Source organism: Borborobacter arsenicus (assembly GCF_003934165.1).
Lineage (GTDB): Bacteria > Pseudomonadota > Alphaproteobacteria > Rhizobiales > Rhizobiaceae > Pseudaminobacter > Pseudaminobacter arsenicus.
Window position 1 is genome coordinate 89,106 of sequence record NZ_ML133511.1, and the last position, 18,672, is coordinate 107,777.

13 protein-coding genes and 1 pseudogene are annotated in these 18,672 nt (G+C 61.8%); 11 read left to right on the forward strand and 3 right to left on the reverse strand.

The annotated features are described in order from the left end of the window. Positions 1-173: 173 nt before the first annotated feature. From betI to betB, 5 genes and pseudogenes are all read left to right on the forward strand, one after another. Positions 174-767 carry a choline-binding transcriptional repressor BetI gene (betI, locus tag EET67_RS05285; protein ID WP_128625182.1) on the forward strand — a complete coding sequence of 198 codons (594 nt, stop codon included), beginning with the start codon at positions 174-176 and terminating at the stop codon, positions 765-767. Next, positions 764-2,287, forward strand: a complete 1,524-nt coding sequence (gene betC / locus EET67_RS05290; RefSeq protein ID WP_128625183.1) for a choline-sulfatase — start codon at positions 764-766, stop codon at positions 2,285-2,287. Before betI ends, betC begins: the two co-directional genes overlap by 4 nt. A gap of 1 nt (position 2,288) precedes the next feature. After that, positions 2,289-2,927, forward strand: a complete 639-nt coding sequence (locus EET67_RS05295; protein WP_128625184.1) for a glutathione S-transferase family protein — start codon at positions 2,289-2,291, stop codon at positions 2,925-2,927. Positions 2,928-2,935: 8 nt separating this feature from the next. After that, the gene (betA, locus tag EET67_RS05300; RefSeq protein ID WP_425359508.1) at positions 2,936-4,585 is read left to right on the forward strand and encodes a choline dehydrogenase; all 1,650 of its coding nucleotides are present in this window, start codon (positions 2,936-2,938) and stop codon (positions 4,583-4,585) included. A 332-nt stretch (positions 4,586-4,917) separates the two neighbouring features. Further along, positions 4,918-6,340 (forward strand): annotated as a pseudogene (gene betB / locus EET67_RS05315) (betaine-aldehyde dehydrogenase); the annotation flags it as partial. On the opposite strand, the gene EET67_RS05320 reads toward betB, so the two are convergent. Next, a complete protein-coding gene (locus EET67_RS05320; RefSeq protein WP_128625187.1) occupies positions 6,334-6,552 on the reverse strand; it encodes a hypothetical protein in 219 nt (72 codons plus the stop codon). The pseudogene betB and the gene EET67_RS05320 overlap by 7 nt on opposite strands. Between EET67_RS05320 and cysD the strand changes: the two genes are divergently transcribed. Genes cysD through cysQ form a run of 3 tightly spaced genes read left to right on the forward strand, consistent with a single transcriptional unit; the run spans position 6,532 to position 10,185 of the window. Next, a complete protein-coding gene (gene cysD, locus EET67_RS05325; RefSeq protein WP_128625188.1) occupies positions 6,532-7,437 on the forward strand; it encodes a sulfate adenylyltransferase subunit CysD in 906 nt (301 codons plus the stop codon). The two genes, EET67_RS05320 and cysD, sit on opposite strands and share 21 nt — an antisense overlap. A 2-nt stretch (positions 7,438-7,439) precedes the next feature. After that, positions 7,440-9,368, forward strand: coding sequence for a sulfate adenylyltransferase subunit CysN (gene cysN / locus EET67_RS05330; RefSeq protein WP_128625189.1), 1,929 nt, complete (start codon positions 7,440-7,442; stop codon positions 9,366-9,368). Positions 9,369-9,378: 10 nt separating this feature from the next. Then, positions 9,379-10,185: a 3'(2'),5'-bisphosphate nucleotidase CysQ gene (cysQ, locus tag EET67_RS05335; RefSeq protein WP_128625302.1), complete on the forward strand. Its 807-nt coding sequence runs from the start codon at positions 9,379-9,381 to the stop codon at positions 10,183-10,185. Between the two features lie 13 nt (positions 10,186-10,198). Here the strand turns inward: cysQ and EET67_RS05340 are convergent, their stop codons facing one another. Continuing rightward, on the reverse strand, positions 10,199-11,341 hold the full coding sequence (locus tag EET67_RS05340) for a DegT/DnrJ/EryC1/StrS family aminotransferase (protein ID WP_128625190.1): 1,143 nt from the start codon (positions 11,339-11,341) through the stop codon (positions 10,199-10,201). A 216-nt stretch (positions 11,342-11,557) separates the two neighbouring features. Continuing rightward, on the reverse strand, positions 11,558-12,481 hold the full coding sequence (locus EET67_RS05345) for a carbohydrate kinase family protein (protein WP_128625303.1): 924 nt from the start codon (positions 12,479-12,481) through the stop codon (positions 11,558-11,560). Positions 12,482-12,633: 152 nt separating this feature from the next. Between EET67_RS05345 and EET67_RS05350 the strand changes: the two genes are divergently transcribed. From EET67_RS05350 to glgC, 3 genes are all read left to right on the forward strand, one after another. Next, on the forward strand, positions 12,634-15,096 hold the full coding sequence (locus EET67_RS05350) for a glycogen/starch/alpha-glucan phosphorylase (protein ID WP_128625191.1): 2,463 nt from the start codon (positions 12,634-12,636) through the stop codon (positions 15,094-15,096). 72 nt (positions 15,097-15,168) lie between these two features. Next, complete coding sequence (gene glgB, locus EET67_RS05355; RefSeq protein ID WP_128625192.1) at positions 15,169-17,385, forward strand: 1,4-alpha-glucan branching protein GlgB; 2,217 nt, start codon at positions 15,169-15,171, stop codon at positions 17,383-17,385. Between the two features lie 18 nt (positions 17,386-17,403). Then, positions 17,404-18,669 (forward strand): glucose-1-phosphate adenylyltransferase, encoded by a 1,266-nt coding sequence (glgC, locus tag EET67_RS05360; RefSeq protein ID WP_128625193.1) that lies wholly within the window; start codon positions 17,404-17,406, stop codon positions 18,667-18,669. Positions 18,670-18,672: the final 3 nt, after the last annotated feature.

Here is an 18,672-nt window from a genome sequence, read left to right on the forward strand (position 1 = left end):
ACCTCCATCGGCGGGCGCCGGCGCGCCATTTGCCGTTCCAATCCATTTCGCCAACTTCCGGCCAACAATCAATCTTTTTTGCAGTGCGGTAAAGTTCTCAGTTTCGATCTGCGGCCAATTTTTCTTGATTGATCAGTCAATAAAAAATAAGCTTGCCACCAAGGAGAAATGCCGTGCCCAAAGTCGGAATGGAGCCCATACGTCGCAAGGCGCTGATCGATGCCACCATCTCGGCCATCGGCGAGCGCGGCTCGCTCGACGTCACCATGTCGGAGATCGCCGGCCGCGCCGGCGTGTCCTCGGCGCTCGCGCATCATTATTTCGGCGCCAAGGACGACCTGCTGGAAGCGACGATGCGGCATCTGCTTACCGAACTCGATGCAGATGCCCGCGCAAGCCTTCAGGCGGCCAACACCCCGCGCGACCGGGTCCGCGCCATCATTGCCGTGAACTTTTCCGACAAGCAGTTTCGCCCCGAGACCATCGCCGCCTGGCTCACCTTCTATGTAGCCGCGCAAAAGACGACCGCCTTGCGGCGCCTGCTGCGCATCTATGCGCGCCGCTTGCATTCCAACCTGATGAGCGGCCTTGTCGGATTGATGCCCCGGCCCGAGGCCGAGCACACCGCAGAGTCGATCGCCGCCCTCATCGACGGCCTCTATATCCGCCGCGCGCTTCGTGACGGCACGCCCAATGCAGCGAGCGCGATCTCGTTGGTCGAAGATTATCTCAACACCAAGCTTTCCCAGCGCGAGCGGCAGTCATGACCCGACCCAACATATTGATCATCATGGTCGACCAGTTGAACGGAACGTTCTTTCCCGACGGGCCGGCCGATTTCCTGCATGCACCGCATCTGAAGGCGCTGGCGGCGCGCTCCGCCCGGTTCCGCAACAACTACACCGCCTCGCCGCTTTGCGCGCCCGGCCGCGCATCCTTCATGAGCGGGCAACTGCCATCGCGCACCGAGGTCTATGACAACGCCGCCGAATTTGCCTCATCGATCCCGACCTTCGCGCATCATCTGCGTGCTTCCGGCTACCAGACCTGCCTGTCCGGCAAGATGCATTTCGTCGGCCCGGATCAGTTGCACGGCTTCGAGGAGCGGCTGACCACCGACATCTACCCGGCCGATTTCGGCTGGACACCGGATTACCGCAAGCCCGGCGAGCGCATCGACTGGTGGTATCACAATCTCGGCTCCGTCACCGGCGCCGGCACCGCCGAGATCACCAACCAGATGGAATATGACGACGAAGTCGCCTTCCACGCCACGCAGAAGCTCTACGATCTTTCCCGCCAGTCCGACGATGCTGCCCGCCGTCCCTGGTGCCTGACGGTGTCCTTCACCCACCCGCACGACCCTTACGTCGCGCGCCGGCAATATTGGGACCTCTATGAAGGCTGTCCAGCGCTGGAGCCGGAGGTAGGCTTCATCCCCTATGCCGAACAGGACCCGCATTCGCAGCGTCTCTACACGGCCAGCGACTATGACAGTTTCGATATCTCGGCCGAGCAGATACGCCGCTCGCGGCAGGCTTATTTCGCCAATATCTCCTATCTCGATGATCATGTCGGCGAACTGGTCTCGGTGCTCGATCGCACCCGCATGCTGGACGACACGATCATCCTGTTCTGTTCCGACCATGGCGACATGCTGGGCGAGCGCGGATTGTGGTTCAAGATGAGCTTCCTGGAGGGGTCCGCGCGGGTGCCCCTGATGGTCGCCGGCAAAGGCATTGCGCCCGGCCTCATCGAGGCACCGGTGTCCAACCTCGACATCTGCCCGACCCTTTGCGACCTCGCCGGCATCGACATGAGCGCCATCATGCCGTGGACGGACGGGCAGTCGCTGCTACCCTTGATACGAGGAGAAAACCGCACCGCTCCTGTCTTCATGGAATACGCCGCCGAAGGCTCCTCTGCCCCGCTCGTGGGCATCCGCGAGGGCCGCTACAAATTCATCCATTGCGAGATCGACCCGCCGCAACTGTTTGATCTGGAATCGGATCCGCAGGAGTTGGTCAACCTTGCCGCCGACCCGGCCAATGCCGCCCTCGTCGCGAGTTTCATGGAAAAAGTACGGGCGCGCTGGGACATGGCGGGCTTTGATGCCGCCGTGCGCCAAAGCCAGGCCCGGCGCTGGGTCATCTACCCGGCGCTGCGCAACGGCGCCTATTACCCATGGGAATTCCAGCCGCTGCAAAAGGCCTCCGAGCGCTACATGCGCAACCACATGGATCTCAACGTGCTCGAAGAGCAGAAGCGCTTTCCGCGAGGAGAATGACATGATCACAGTCTGGGGCAGAGCTACATCTTCCAACGTGCAAACCGTTATGTGGGCCTTGGCGGAACTCGACCTCCCCCATGAACGGATCGATGCGGGCGGCCCGTTCGGCGGCCTTGATACGCCGGAATTTGCTGCCATGAACCCCAACCGGCTGGTGCCGGTTCTGCGCGACGGCGGCGAATATCTTTGGGAAAGCGCCTCGATCGTCCGCTATCTGGGCGCGCGTTATGGTTCGGAACAGTTCTGGCCATCAGATCCGTTGAAGCGCGCCAAACTCGACCAGTGGAGCGACTGGACGAAAACCACACTGGTGCCGGCCTTCATCACCAATGTCTTCAAGCTGATCATTTCGAAGCGTCCCGGCGAGCGCGATGAAGCCGCAATCCGCAAAGGCGTCGCGGAACTAGCCAACGTCATGCGCATCTTTGATGAACGGCTTTCCGAGGCCGCCTATCTCGGCGGCGACGAGCCTTGCTTTGCCGATATCGTCGCTGGCGTCCTGCTCTACCGCTATTTCACGCTCGAAATCGAGCGGGCCGACCTGCCGCATCTTGAAGCCTATTACGAGCGGCTGACAAGGCGCCCCACCTATGCGCGGCACGTGATGATTTCCTATGACAGCATGAGGGCGAAATGACAGCCAGCCTGGAAGCGGATTTCGTCATCATCGGCTCAGGCTCGGCCGGTTCTGCCATGGCCTATCGCCTGTCCGAGGACGGCAAGCATTCGGTCATCGTCATCGAATATGGCGGCTCCGATTTCGGGCCGCTGATCCAGATGCCATCGGCGCTGTCGATCCCGATGAACATGGCACGCTACGATTGGGGCTTTTCCACAGAGCCCGAGCCTCATCTGGGCGGGCGCATGCTCGTCACCCCGCGCGGCAAGGTTCTCGGCGGCTCCTCCTCCATCAACGGCATGGTCTATGTGCGCGGCCATGCGCGCGATTTCGACCATTGGGCCGAGGAAGGTGCTGCCGGCTGGAGCTATGCGGATGTGCTGCCGTATTTCAAGCGCATGGAGCATTCGCATGGCGGCGAGGAAGGCTGGCGCGGCACCGATGGCCCGCTCCACATTAAGCGCGGCCCGCGCCTCAACCCGCTCTATGCCGCCTTTGCCGATGCCGGACGCCAGGCCGGCTTCGAACTGACCGACGACTATAACGGTTCCAAGCAGGAAGGCTTCGGTCCGATGGAGCAGACCATCCATCATGGCCGGCGCTGGTCTGCCGCCAACGCCTATCTGCGCCCTGCCCTCAAGCGGCGCAATGTGAGTCTTGTCAATGGCTTCGCCCGGCGCATTGTCATCGAGAATCAACGCGCCGTCGGCGTCGAGATCGTTACCCGCAAGCAGATTCAGGTCGTCAAGGCGCGGCGCGAAGTGATCATCGCCGCTTCCTCCATCAACTCGCCCAAGCTCCTGATGCTATCGGGCATCGGGCCTGCCGCGCATCTGCGCGAGCACGGCATCGAGGTGGTCGCGGACCGGCCCGGCGTCGGCCAGAACCTGCAGGACCATATGGAGCTCTATATCCAGCAGGAGGCGACGCAGCCGATCACGCTCTATTCGGTTCTGAACCCGTTTTCCAAGGCGCTCATCGGAGCGCGCTGGCTGTTGTTCAAATCAGGCCTCGGCGCCACCAACCATTTCGAGGCCGCCGCCTTCGTGCGCTCGAAACCCGGTGTGGACTATCCCGACATCCAGTATCATTTCCTGCCGGCCGCGATCCGCTATGACGGCAAGTCGGCGGCGAAGTCGCATGGCTTCCAGGCGCATGTCGGGCCTATGCGTTCCAAATCGCGCGGCGCCATCACCTTGCGGTCACCCGATCCGTGGGAAAAGCCTCAGATCCGCTTCAACTACATGTCGCATCCAGATGACTGGGCCGATTTCCGTCATTGCATCAGGCTGACCCGCGAGATTTTCGGGCAGGCTGCGTTCGATCCCTTTCGAGGCGAGGAAATTTCACCCGGCAGCCACGTCCAGAGCGACGAACAACTGGACGATTTCATCCGCGAACATGCCGAAAGTGCCTTCCATCCCTGCGGCACCTGCCGCATGGGCCGCGCCGACGATCCGAAAAGCGTGGTCGATCCCGAATGCCGCGTCATCGGGGTCGATGGCCTGCGCGTGGCGGATTCCTCGATTTTCCCGCGCATCACCAATGGCAATCTCAACGGCCCTTCCATCATGACGGGCGAGAAGGCCGCCGACCACATACTCGGCCGCACGCCGCTCGCGCCTTCCAACCAGGAACCCTGGATCAACCCGCGCTGGCAGGCGAGCGACAGATAGAGCCTTTGCCACCCCCCTCTGGCCTGCCGGCCATCTCCCCCTCAAGGGGGGAGATCAATCGGCCGCTTGGGTTTCACCACTCCAAAGGCTCGCAGAAGGAGCGGCAAGACTAAAGCTGCTGATCTCCCCCCTTGAGGGGGAGATGGCCGGCAGGCCAGAGGGGGGTATAACAGCAATGACGTCGAAACATTCGGCCGACTATTTCGGCAAAAACCAGGACCACGCCATGAAAGCCCAGCCCAAAGCCTCGCACTACATCAATGGCCGCTTCGTCGATGACGAGCAGGGCGCACCGCTGCCCGTCATCTATCCGGCGACCGGCGAGATGATCNCTTCGTCGATGACGAGCAGGGCGCACCGCTGCCCGTCATCTATCCGGCGACCGGCGAGATGATCGCGACCCTGCATTCGGCTACGCCGAATATCGTGGAACTGGCAGTCGAGGCCGCCCGCGCAGCACAGGGCGCATGGGCGCAGCTAAAGCCTGTGGAACGGGGCCGCATCCTGCGCCGGGCAGCCGACCTCCTTCGCGCCCGCAATGAGGAACTCGCACGACTTGAGACGCTCGACACGGGCAAGGCGATCCAGGAGACGCTGGTTGCCGACGCCCCCTCCGCAGCCGACTGCCTCGAATATTTCGCCGGCGCCATCGCCACCTATAATGGCGACTTCATCGATCTCGGCGGCCCCTTTGCCTATACGCGCCACGAACCGCTTGGCGTCTGCGTCGGCATAGGCGCATGGAATTATCCGATCCAGATTGCCGGCTGGAAGTCGGCGCCAGCCCTCGCCATGGGCAATGCCATGGTGTTCAAGCCGTCCGAGACCACGCCGTTGTCTGCCCTGGCTCTCGCCGAAATCTATTCCGAAGCCGGCCTTCCCGACGGGTTGTTCAATGTCGTGCAAGGCTATGGCGATGTCGGAGCAGCACTGGTCGAGCATGAGGTGGTCGCCAAGGTTTCGGTCACCGGCTCGGTGCCGACCGGCCGGAAGGTGTTGTCGCTCGCCGGCTCGAAGATGAAGCACGCCACCATGGAGCTTGGCGGCAAATCGCCCTTGATCGTCTTCGAGGACGCCGATCTCGAAAACGCCATCGGCGGCGCCATGCTGGGCAATTTCTATTCCACCGGCCAGGTCTGCTCGAACGGCACACGCGTCTTCGTGCACAAGGATATCCATGACCGTTTCGTGGAACGCCTGGTCGAGCGAACGAAAAAAATCCGCATCGGCGATCCGCTCGACCCGGAAACGCAGATGGGGCCGCTGGTCAGCAAGGCCCAGCATGAGAAGGTTGTCGGCTATATCGACATCGGCCGGCAGGAAGGTGCTGCGCTCGCCTGCGGCGGCAATGTGCCTTCCCTGCAAGGCTTCGACGGCGGCTTCTTCATCGAGCCGACCGTTTTCACCGAAGTCACCGACAGCATGCGCATCGCCCGCGAGGAAATCTTCGGCCCGGTTATGAGCGTGCTGAAATTCGATAGCGAGGACGAAGTCATTGAGCGCGCCAACGCCACCGAGTTCGGCCTTGCCGCCGGCGTATTCACGCGCGACCTGGCGCGCGGGCACCGCGTCATCGGCGAGTTGCAGGCGGGCACATGCTGGATCAACGCCTACAACCTCACGCCGGTGGAAATGCCCTTCGGTGGCGTCAAGCAATCCGGCATCGGCCGCGAAAACGCACTGGCTGCCCTTGGCCACTATTCGCAAGTCAAATCGATCTATGTCGAGACAGGCGACGTTGACAGCCCCTACTGAGCGTCCCTGCCGGTCTCTTCATGTCCGGTGAGAACAGCATTCCACGCAAAAGGTCTTGAGCGGACGATCCGGTCGGGCAGGCCGGCAAATTTGGTAGGCTTCTTCTTGAGCAAAAAGCGCGTTCTGGGAAAATCACGCAGGTTTTCAACAAGCGCGCGTCCTCCCAGCCGCCGCCCACCAAAGGCCCCAGAATGCTCGCCAAGCTCAGCCATCTCGACCGCCTCGAGGCCGAGGCAATCCACATATTCCGTGAGGTGGCGGCGACCTTCAGCAAGCCGGTGATGCTCTACTCGATCGGCAAGGATTCATCCGTCCTGCTGCATCTGGCCATGAAGGCGTTTTACCCCGCCAAGCCGCCCTTCCCCTTCCTCCATGTCGACACGACCTGGAAGTTCCGCGAGATGATCGAATTTCGCAACGCCATGGCCAAGCAACTCGGCTTCGACCTCATCGTCCACATCAATGAGGACGGCGTTCGCGACAATATCAATCCGTTCGACCACGGCTCCAACACCCACACCCACATCATGAAGACGGTGGCGCTGCGCCAGGCGCTCGACAAACATGGCTTCGACGCCGCCTTCGGCGGCGCGCGCCGCGACGAGGAAAAGTCGCGCGCCAAGGAGCGCATCTTCTCCTTCCGCAACTCCAGCCACGCCTGGGACCCCAAGAGCCAGCGCCCGGAAATGTGGAAAATCTTCAACACCCGCATTTTGCCCGGCGAATCCATCCGCGTGTTTCCGCTGTCGAACTGGACCGAGATCGATATCTGGCAATATATCCTGCAGGAGAATATTCCTATCGTGCCACTCTATTTCGCCAAGCAGCGCCCGGTGGTCGAGCGCGACGGCATGCTGATCATGCGCGATGACGAGCGCATGGTACTGCGCCCCGGCGAAGTCGTGGAAAACCGGCTGGTCCGTTTCCGCACGCTGGGCTGCTATCCGCTCACAGCGGCAATCGAATCCGACGCCACGGATCTCCCCGGCATCGTCAGCGAAATGCTCATCGCCCGCACCTCCGAGCGTCAGGGCCGCTTGATCGACCGCGACGAGGCCGGTTCGATGGAAAAGAAGAAGCGCGAGGGGTATTTCTGATCATGCAGCACGTCCGGGCAGAAGAAGTCGTCACCGCCGCAAGCGTGCAGGATTATCTTGCCGGCCAGGAGCGCAAATCGCTGCTGCGCTTCCTCACCTGCGGCTCCGTGGATGACGGAAAGTCGACACTGATCGGCCGGCTGTTGTCCGACACCAAGCAGATTTTCGAGGATCAGCTTACCGCCCTCCACAATGATTCGCGCAAATATGGCACCACCGGCGACGATATGGATTTCGCCCTGTTGGTCGACGGTCTGGAGGCGGAGCGCGAGCAAGGCATCACCATCGATGTCGCCTATCGCTTTTTTGCGACACCGAAGCGCAAATTCATCGTCGCCGATACACCCGGCCACGAGCAATATACCCGCAACATGGCGACCGGCGCCTCCACGGCGGATCTGGCCATCGTCCTGATCGATGCCCGCCAAGGCATATTGCGTCAGACCAGGCGGCACTCCATCATCGCCTCGCTGCTCGGCATCCGCCACATCGTGCTTGCCGTCAACAAGATTGACTTGGTCGATTTCGATCAGGAGATTTTTGACAAGATCGCCGGCGAATATGTTGAATTCGCGAAGAATCTCGGCTTCGACACGATCGTGCCGATCCCGCTTTCGGCACGCTATGGCGACAATGTCACCAGCTCGTCCGCCAATATGGGCTGGTATGAGGGCCCCACCCTTGTCGAACATCTGGAAACGGTGGAGATCGACCAGGCGCAGGCGCCCTTTCGTTTCCCGGTCCAGTTCGTCAACCGGCCAAATCTGGATTTTCGCGGCTTTGCCGGCACCGTTGCGTCTGGTTCCATCGCTGCAGGCGATGAGATCGTCGTGGCGAAGTCAGGGAAATCGGCGCGCATAAGGCGCATCGTCGCGCAAGGCGGCGACCTGCCGCGCGCCGTCGAAGGCCAGGCCGTCACCATTGTGCTGGATGACGAAATCGAAGTCTCGCGCGGCAATGTGCTGGTCGCGCCAGCAGAGCGGCCCCATGTCGCCGACCAATTCGCCGCCAATATCGTCTGGTTCGACGAGCAGGCGCTTTTGCCGGGAAGGTCATACCTGCTGCGCACCGAGACCGACCAGGCCAGTGCCACGGTCACCGACCTCAGCTACCGTGTCAATGTCAATGATTTCGCGCATGAGGCTGCCAAGTCACTGGCAATGAACGAGGTCGGCGTCGTCAACATTTCCGTGCAGTCGCCGCTGGTCTTCGACGCCTTTTCCAACAATCGCGCGACCGGCGCCTTCATTCTGATCGACCGCATCACCAATGCGACGGTCGGCGCCGGCATGATCCTCCATCCTTTGCGCCGCGCCGATAATATCCACTGGCAATCGCTCGATGTCGGCAAGCAGGCGCGCGCGGCGGCCAAGCACCAGAAGCCGGCGGTGCTGTGGTTCACTGGACTGTCCGGCTCGGGCAAATCCACCATCGCCAACCTGCTTGAAAAGAAGCTGCATGTCGCCGGCAAGCACACCTATATCCTCGACGGCGACAATATCCGCCACGGCCTCAACCGCGATCTCGGCTTCAGCGAAGCCGACCGCGTGGAAAATATTCGCCGTGTCGCCGAAGTTGCCCGCCTGATGGCCGATGCCGGCCTGATCGTGCTGGTCTCCTTCATCTCGCCCTTTCGGGCTGAGCGCCAGGTGGCGCGCGAACTGATGGAAGAAGGCGAATTCATCGAGGTTTTCGTCGACACCCCGTTCGATGAATGCGCCCGCCGCGACCCGAAAGGCCTCTATGCGCGGGCGATCAAAGGCGAGATCAAGAACTTCACCGGGCTCGATTCACCTTATGAGCCTCCGGAAAAACCTGAACTTCACTTGCAAACGCTCGGCAAATCGCCAGAAGAGATGGTAGATGTCCTTGAAGGCTGGTTAGGCGAGCGCGACAGTGCAGATCAACTCTACGACGGCGACGGCATCTGACGACGAGGCAATGCTCGACCTGTTCGAGCGCCTGGCGCTCGAAGCCGGGCGCGTGGTGATGGAGGTCTTCAATGCCGACATCACCGTCAGGCGCAAGCCCGACGCCTCACCGGTCACTGATGCCGACCGCGCCAGCGAAAAACTGATCCTCGAAGGGCTGCGTGCCGCCTATCCGCACATTCCTTGCGTGGCCGAGGAAGAAGCATCCGAAGGCATCGCGCCGGCAAATCCCGGCCGAACTTTCTTCCTTGTCGATCCACTCGACGGGACGAAGGAGTTCATCGACCGCCATACCGATTTCACCGTCAATATCGCTCTCATCCGCAATGGCAGGCCGGAAATCGGGGTCGTCTACGCGCCGTGCACGAGGCGGTTCTTTTCAGGACGGCCCGGCCTGGCACAGGCGATCGACGTGACCCCGGACCATCGCATGACGGGTCGGCGCAAGATCGGCGTGAGACAGGCACGGGTGCCGCTCGCCATCGTCGCAAGCCGCTCGCATCGAACGGCCGAAACCGATGCTTTTATCCGCAAGATCGAGGCCGCCGAAATCGTCTCGGTCGGCTCGTCGCTGAAATTCTGCCTTGTCGCCAGCGGCGAGGCAGACGTCTATCCGCGCTTCGGCCGCACCATGGAATGGGACACCGCCGCCGGCGATGCCATCCTGCGCGCGGCAGGCGGCATCACCCGGACGCCCGACGGCAGGCCGCTTGTCTATGGCAAGCGCAACCAGCCGCAGGAGACGGACTTCGCCAATCCATCCTTCATCGCTAGCGGCCGTATCTCGGGCCAGCCCGGCGTTCCGGCCTGGCCGTAACTGAAATTGCTACCTATTCCGCAGCGCTCCTTGCCGGCTGCGCGGCGACGAAATCGCTGATCGCGGCGATGATGCGATCCTGATCCTGTGTCGTCAGGTAGGGGTGCATAGGCAGGCACAAAATGCGTCCCGGCAGAGTTTCCGAAACCGGCAGCCCACCCGGTGCCTGGGGATATTGCGCATAGGCCACCTGCTGGTGCAGCGGCTTGACGTAGTAGATCACCGTCGGAATGCCCTGCTCCTGCAAATGCGCCTTGAGCGCATCGCGATGCGGCGTCTCGATCGCATATTGCGCCCAGGCCGAGCGCGAGCCTTCCGGGATATGCGCCACCTTCACGACATTGTGCAGGCCGTCACGATAGCGCTGCGCCACTTTCTGGCGCGCCTCCATCTCGTCTTCGAGGATGGCGAGCTTTTCGATCAGGATCGCCGCCTGCAGCGTATCGAGGCGTGAATTCAGGCCGACATGGATATTGTCATATTGCGTTTCGCCCTTGCCGTGGAAGGCGAAGGAGCGCAGCCTTTCGGCGAATTCATCGTCATCGGTGAACATGGCTCCGCCATCGCCATAGCAGCCAAGCGGCTTTGCCGGGTAGAAGCTGGTCGAGCCGACCTTGGCGAATGAACCGCACATCCTGCCATTGACGGAGCCGCCGATCGCCTGCGCGGCGTCCTCGATCACCAGCAGGTTCTCCCGCTCGGCAATTGCGGTGATCGCCTCATAGTCGGCTCCAAGGCCGAACAGGTCGACCGGAATGATCGCACGCGGCTTCAACTTGCCTTCCGCCTTGATCATCGCAATCGCTGCTTCAAGGCTTGCTATATCGATATTGTAGGCGTCGGGATCGATATCAATGAAGACCGGAACCGCCTTGGCAAGCGCCACCACCTCGGCCGTCGCCGCGAAAGTGAAGCTCGGCACGAATACCGCATCGCCCGGGCCGATGCCCGATGCCAGCAGCGGCAGAAGCAGCGCATCCGTGCCATTGGCGCAGGCCACCGCATGCTTGGTGCCGACATAGGCCGCGATCTTTTTTTCGAACTCGGCCACCTGCGGCCCGAGGATATAGCGTCCGTCATCGACGACGCTCTCCATCGCAACCCTCAGCTTTTCCCGAATTCGCTCCCGCTGCGCGCCAAGATCGATGAATTGCATGTTCGCTCCAAATCGTTCCGCCGATATGCGGTGCTGATAGCAGAGTTTGAATCGGCCAAGAAAGAAACGTGCTGTGCCACGGCCAACAGCGGGTTCAGGGCTTGTTACCTGCGCTCGACGCCAACCCAGTGAAAACCCGCCAAGTGCGGTGAAATCTAGGTCACGTGAGGCGCTCCATCCATCACGAAGAAACATAAAGTGATCGCGCCCGTGATATTACCCGATCTCGTGCCGCCAGGGAGGATTGGCCCCGGCCCGCGACACCGTTATCGCGGCAGCCTTCGTCCCGAGCGCAAGCGCGCTGCGAATCTCCGCCTCGTCAAGCTCTGCCAGCCGGCTCTTTCGTAATGCCCCCTGCTCATGCAGCGAGGCAAGCAGCCCGGCATTGAACGTGTCGCCGGCGCCGACCGTATCGATGACATCGACCTGCTCGGATGCCACGGCGACCTTGTGCCTTTTGGTATAGGCGACGGCGCCATATGCGCCATGCGTGAGAACGATCAGCTTCGGCCCATCGTCCAGCCATGCACCGATCAGGTCCTCGGCCGTGCCTTCATGGCCGAACCAGGCGAGGTCTTCGTCGGACAGCTTGACGATATCGGCTATTCCCACCATGTGCCGGATGCGTTCGACATGGCTTTGCCTGTCCGCAATGAAACCCGGCCGTATATTGGGATCGAGCATGGTCAGGCGACGCCCGCACTCCCTGCGCATCAACGCTTCATAGGCCGAACCGCAGGGCTCGGGGATAAGGCTGATCGCGCCGAACAGCATCGCCTCGACGTCGTCATCGAGAAGCGGCAAATCGGCCTCAGTCAACATGCGGCCCGCCGTGTTGTCGTCATAGAAGGTGTAGCCCGCCTGGCCATCGGCGAGGTGAACGAAGGCCAGCGTCGTCGGTCGCTCCGAAATAACGGCATAGCGTGAGCCGACATTACTCAATGCCAGAACCTCACGGATCTGCTGGCCGAAGCGATCGGACGACAAGCCCGAAAAAAACTCGACCGGTGCCCCCAGCCTTCCAAGTGCAACCGCTGAATTGAACACGGCCCCGCCGGCATAGGGCGCGAAGGCAGGCTCGCCCACGCTGGTCACGCGCGGCAGCATATCGATCAGCGCTTCGCCGCAACACAGGATCATGATCGCTTCCCTTTCCACACTCGCGGCACTCCTTGTCCCACGTCGGATTTCCCGTGCATCTTACGCTCGCCCATTTAAGGCACTATAAGCCGCCGCGATTCCATGGCACAGGCCCGCGACGGGAGGCGGGCAGACCAACGTAACGAGACAAGATGAAATCTGCACCAGCGCCCGCATCATCCATGCCGCAACAGCCCGACCCGAAGGAACTCGCGGCCGAGATCGTGAAGGCGCTAAGGTATCGGGGCGGCAAGGATGCCAATGTCGCCACCCCCCATGACTGGCTGACGGCATCCATCAAGGTCGTGCGCGACCGCATCGTAGATGCATGGATCGCCTCGACCAAACAGATCTATGACGCACAGGCCAAGCGGGTCTACTACCTGTCGCTGGAATTCCTGATCGGCCGCCTCACCCGCGACGCCTTCTCCAATCTCGACGTTATGGCGGCCATGCGGGAAGCGCTGGCGTCACTTGGCGTCGATCTGGACGAGATCGCCACACTCGAGCCCGATGCCGCGCTCGGCAATGGCGGGCTTGGCCGTCTTGCCGCCTGCTTCATGGAAAGCATGGCAACGGTCGGCGTGGCCGCGCATGGCTATGGCATCCGCTATGCCAATGGCATGTTCCGCCAGGAAATCTCGGATGGCTGGCAGGTCGAACTGCCGGAGACCTGGCTCGATCACGGCAATCCGTGGGAGTTCGAGCGACGCGAGCGCTCGATGGAAGTCGGCTTCGGCGGCACGGTCGAGGCGATTGCAGGTCCGGGCGGCCAGGATGAGCGCCATGTCTGGAGGCCGCAGGAGCGAGTGCTGGCGGTTGCCTATGACACGCCGGTGGTCGGCTGGCATGGGAGGCGCGTCAACACGCTGCGGCTATGGGCCGGCATGCCGGTCGATCCGATCCTGCTCGACCGCTTCAATGCCGGCGACCATCTCGGCGCGCTTGCCGAAAGCAACAAGGCCGACGCGCTTTCGCGTGTGCTCTACCCCGCCGATTCCAGCGCCGCCGGGCAGGAATTGCGGCTGCGGCAGGAATATTTCTTCTCCGCCGCCTCGCTGCAGGACATCATCCAGCGCCATCTCAGCCAGTATGGCGATCTTCACTCCCTGCCCGACAAGGCAGCGATCCATCTCAACGACACGCATCCGGCCGTTGCCGTCGCCGAGCTCATGCGGCTTTTGATGGACGTCCACGGCATCGATTTCAATGCCGCCTGGGACATCACCCGGAAAACCTTCGCCTACACCAACCACACGCTACTGCCGGAAGCGTTGGAAAGCTGGCCGGTGCCGCTGTTCGAGCGGCTTTTGCCGCGCCATATGCAGATCATCTACGCCATCAATGCGCAGGTGCTGACCGAGGCACACGCAAGCGGGCAGTTCGATGGCGGCCAGATCAGCCGCATCTCGCTGATCGAGGAAAATGGCGAGCGCCGCGTGCGCATGGGCAATCTCGCCTTTGTCGGTTCGCACTCGGTCAATGGCGTCTCGGCGCTGCATACGCAGTTGATGAAGGAAACGGTGTTTGCCGATCTCCACCGGCTCTATCCCGTCCGCATCAGCAACAAGACCAACGGCATCACGCCGCGCCGCTGGCTGTTCCAGTGCAATCCGGGGCTGACGGCGCTGGTGCGCGAGGCGATAGGCGACCGGTTCCTCGACGATATCGATACGCTGAAAGACCTGGACGCCTTTGCCGAAGACGCCGCCTTCCGCGAGAAATTTGCGGCCGTGAAGCGCGCCAACAAGGAGCGTCTGGCCGCCCTCACCGCGCAGCGCCTGGGCATCCGGCTCGATCCGTCCGCCCTCTTCGACATCCAGATCAAGCGCATCCATGAATATAAGCGCCAGCTCTTGAACATCGTCGAGGCGGTGGCGCTCTATGACCAGATTCGCTCGCATCCCGAGCGCGACTGGACCCCGCGGGTCAAATTCTTCGGCGGCAAAGCCGCGCCCGGCTATCACAACGCCAAGCTCATCATCAAACTGGCCAATGACGTCGCCCGCGTCGTCAACCGCGATCCGGCTGTTCGCGGCCTGCTCAAGCTGGTCTTCGTTCCGAACTATAATGTCAGCCTGGCCGAAATCATGATACCGGCAGCCGATCTTTCCGAGCAGATTTCGACTGCCGGCATGGAAGCCTCCGGAACCGGCAATATGAAATTCGCCCTCAACGGCGCCTTGACCATCGGCACGCTCGACGGCGCCAATGTCGAGATCAGGCAGCACGTCGGTGAGGACAATATCTTCATCTTCGGGCTGACAGCCGAGGAAGTGGCCGAGCGCCGCAACAATGGCTATGCCCCGCGTGCACTGATCGAAGGCACGCCCGAACTGGCGCAGGCGCTTGCGGCGATTTCATCCGGCGTTTTCTCGCCCGACGATCCAAATCGATATCGCGATCTGGTTTCCGGCCTCTATGACCACGACTGGTTCATGGTGGCTGCCGACTTCGACGCCTATGCTTCCATGCAGCGCAGAATCGACGCCGTCTGGCGCGATCCCGCCGCCTGGCATGCGAAATCCATCCGCAACGTGGCGCGAATGGGGTGGTTTTCCTCCGATCGGACGATCCGCGAATATGCAAACGACATCTGGAACGTAACTGCTTGATGTGATTGCATGGTGGCTGCCGCGTGGGTCATCGCGCAAGACGCGACGCAACAAGGGAGGAGCGGCCGCCAGATGAAAAAGCCGCGCGCCAGGACCGCGAGCGACGAACCGCCCGCAACGGTTGCGGCCAGCGAGGTCGAAGCAATCCTGGCTGGCACGCATGGCGATCCGTTTTCCGTGCTTGGCGTCCAGGCAATTCAGGGCCGGCTTGTCGCCCGCTGCTTCATCCCGCATGCCAAGGAAGTCACCGCTTTCACGCTGGCGGGCAAACCAGCAGGCGAACTGGTCCGCCGCGATGAGGCCGGTTTCTTCGAAGGTCCGCTTTCGGTGCGCAAGCGCCAGCCGATCAAATACAGGGCACGCAATGCGGGCGGCGAATGGTGGTTGTTCGACCCCTATTCCTTCGGCCCGGTCCTTGGCCCGATGGACGATTATTTCATCGCGGAAGGCTCGCATCTGCGGCTGTTCGACAAGCTCGGCGCCCATCTGATCGAGCATGAGGGCGTCGCCGGCGCGCATTTTGCGGTCTGGGCACCCAATGCCCGCCGCGTTTCGGTGGTTGGCGATTTCAACGATTGGGACGGCCGCCGCGATGTGATGCGCCACCGGCGCGATACCGGCATCTGGGAGATATTCATCCCCGATATCGACGCAGGTCGTGCCTATAAATTCGAGATAATCGGCCCGAAGGGCGAGAAACTGCCGCTGAAGGCCGACCCCTTCGCCTTCCGTACCGAATTGCGACCCGCAACCGCGTCCATCACCAGCGCTCCGCTCGCCCATGAATGGGGAGACCAGGAGCATCGGGCCTATTGGCAAAATGCCGACGCTCGCCGGGAGGCGATCTCCATCTACGAGGTCCATGCCGGATCATGGCGGCGTCATGCCGATGGCGGCTTTCTCAGTTGGGACGAGCTTGCCGACGAACTGATCCCTTACGTCTCCGACATGGGCTTCACCCATATCGAGTTCATGCCGATCACCGAACATCCCTATGATCCGTCATGGGGCTACCAGACGACCGGGCTTTACGCCCCGACCGCACGCTTCGGCGAACCGGAGGGCTTCGCCCGTTTCATCGACGGCGCACATCGGGCCGGCATCGGCGTCATACTGGATTGGGTGCCGGCGCATTTTCCGACCGACGAGCACGGGCTGGCGCATTTCGACGGCACCGCGCTTTACGAGCACGCGGACCCGCGCAAAGGCCACCATCCCGACTGGAACACGGCGATCTATAATTTCGGCCGCCGCGAGGTTGCATCCTACCTCGTCAACAACGCGCTGTTCTGGGCCGAGAAATACCATCTCGACGGGCTGCGGGTCGATGCGGTCGCCTCGATGCTTTACCTCGACTATTCGCGCAAGGCGGGCGAATGGCTGCCCAACAAGCATGGCGGCCGCGAGAATCTGGAGGCCGTGAGCTTTCTGCAGAACATGAACATCGCGGTCTATGGCGCTCATCCCGGCATCATGACGATCGCCGAGGAATCGACCTCATGGCCGAAAGTCTCGCAGCCCGTGCATGAAGGCGGGCTTGGTTTCGGCTTCAAGTGGAACATGGGCTTCATGAACGACACGCTGCGCTACCTGTCGAAGGAGCCGGTCCACCGCAAGCATCACCACAACGAAATCACCTTCGGGCTGGTCTATGCCTTCAGCGAGAATTTCGTGCTGGCGCTTTCCCATGACGAGGTGGTCCACGGCAAGCGCAGCCTGCTCAACAAGATGGCTGGCGACGACTGGCAGAAATTCGCCACCCTGCGCGCCTATTACGCCTTCATGTGGGGTTATCCCGGCAAGAAGCTGCTGTTCATGGGGCAGGAATTCGCGCAAGGCGCGGAGTGGAGCGAGGCGCGCCAGCTCGACTGGTATCTGCTCGACCGGCCTGCCCATCGTGGCACACACCGGCTGGTGCGCGATCTCAACCATCTCTATCGCGCCCGCCCGGCCCTTCATGCGCGCGACTGCGAACCGGAAGGCTTTTCCTGGCTGATCGTCGATGACAGCGCCAATTCCGTCTTTGCCTGGCTGCGTATGGCGCCGGGCACCAGGCCGATAGCCGTCGTGTCCAATTTCACGCCGGTGCCGCACGCCAATTACCGCCTGCCCCTGCCAACCGCCGGCAAATGGCGCGAGATCATCAACACCGATGCGGCCGATTATGGCGGCTCGGGCAAGGGCAATCGCGGCATGATCGAGGCCGTGGCCGGCAGGGATGGCAGCGTTCACGCGACTTTGGAACTGCCGCCGCTGGCAACGCTTATGCTCGAACCTGCCGAGAAATAGGTAACCGGGGAGGAAACCATGCCGGCTTCAAGAATAACGCAACCGCTGGCGCGTGACGCCATGGCCTATGTGCTGGCAGGCGGGCGCGGCAGCAGGCTGAAGGAGCTGACCGACCGCCGCGCCAAGCCCGCCGTCTTTTTCGGCGGCAAGACCCGCATCATCGATTTCGCCCTGTCGAACGCCCTGAATTCCGGCATCCGCCGCCTCGGCGTGGCAACTCAATACAAGGCGCATTCGCTGATCCGCCATCTGCAGCGGGGCTGGAATTTCCTGCGCCCGGAGCGCAACGAAAGCTTCGACATCCTGCCGGCAAGCCAGCGCGTTTCCGAAACCCAGTGGTATGAGGGAACCGCCGACGCCGTCTACCAGAACATCGACATCATCGAGAGTTACAATCCGGAATATATGGTCGTTCTCGCCGGCGACCACATCTACAAGATGGATTACGAACTGATGCTGCGCCAGCATGTCGAGGCCGGCGCCGATGTCACCATCGGCTGCCTCGAAGTGCCGCGTAAGGATGCTTCCGCCTTCGGCGTCATGCATGTCGACCAGAAGGACAACATCATATCCTTCATCGAAAAACCGGCCGATCCACCTGGAATTCCAGACAAACCCGACTTTGCGCTGGCCTCGATGGGCATCTATGTGTTCCGCACCAGATTCCTGATGGAGCAATTGCGCCGCGATGCCGACGACCCCGAATCCAGCCGTGATTTCGGCAACGACATCATTCCCCACATCGTGAAGAACGGTAAGGCGGTGGCCCATCGCTTCTCCAAATCCTGCATTCGCTCCAGCGCCGAGAGCGAAGCCTATTGGCGCGATGTCGGAACCATTGATGCCTATTGGGAGGCCAATATCGACCTGACCGACGTTACCCCGGAACTCGACCTCTATGATCGGGACTGGCCGATCTGGACCTATTCCGAACTGAAGCCGCCGGCCAAATTCGTGCATGACGAGGACGGTCGCCGCGGCTCGGCCGTCTCCTCACTTGTCGCCGGCGATTGCATCGTCTCCGGTGCCACCTTGCGCCACAGCCTGATCTTTGCCGGCGCGCGCATCCATTCCTATGCCTTGCTGGAAGGCGTCGTCATGCTGCCCGACTGCCATGTCGGGCGCAGCGCGCGGCTCAGGCGCGTCATCCTCGATCATGGCGTGAACATTCCCGAAGGGTTGGTGGTCGGCGAGGATCCGGAACTGGACGCCAAACGCTTCCGCGTCTCGGAAAAAGGCGTGTGCCTGATCACCCAGCCGATGATCGACAGGCTGGAAGCCTGACGC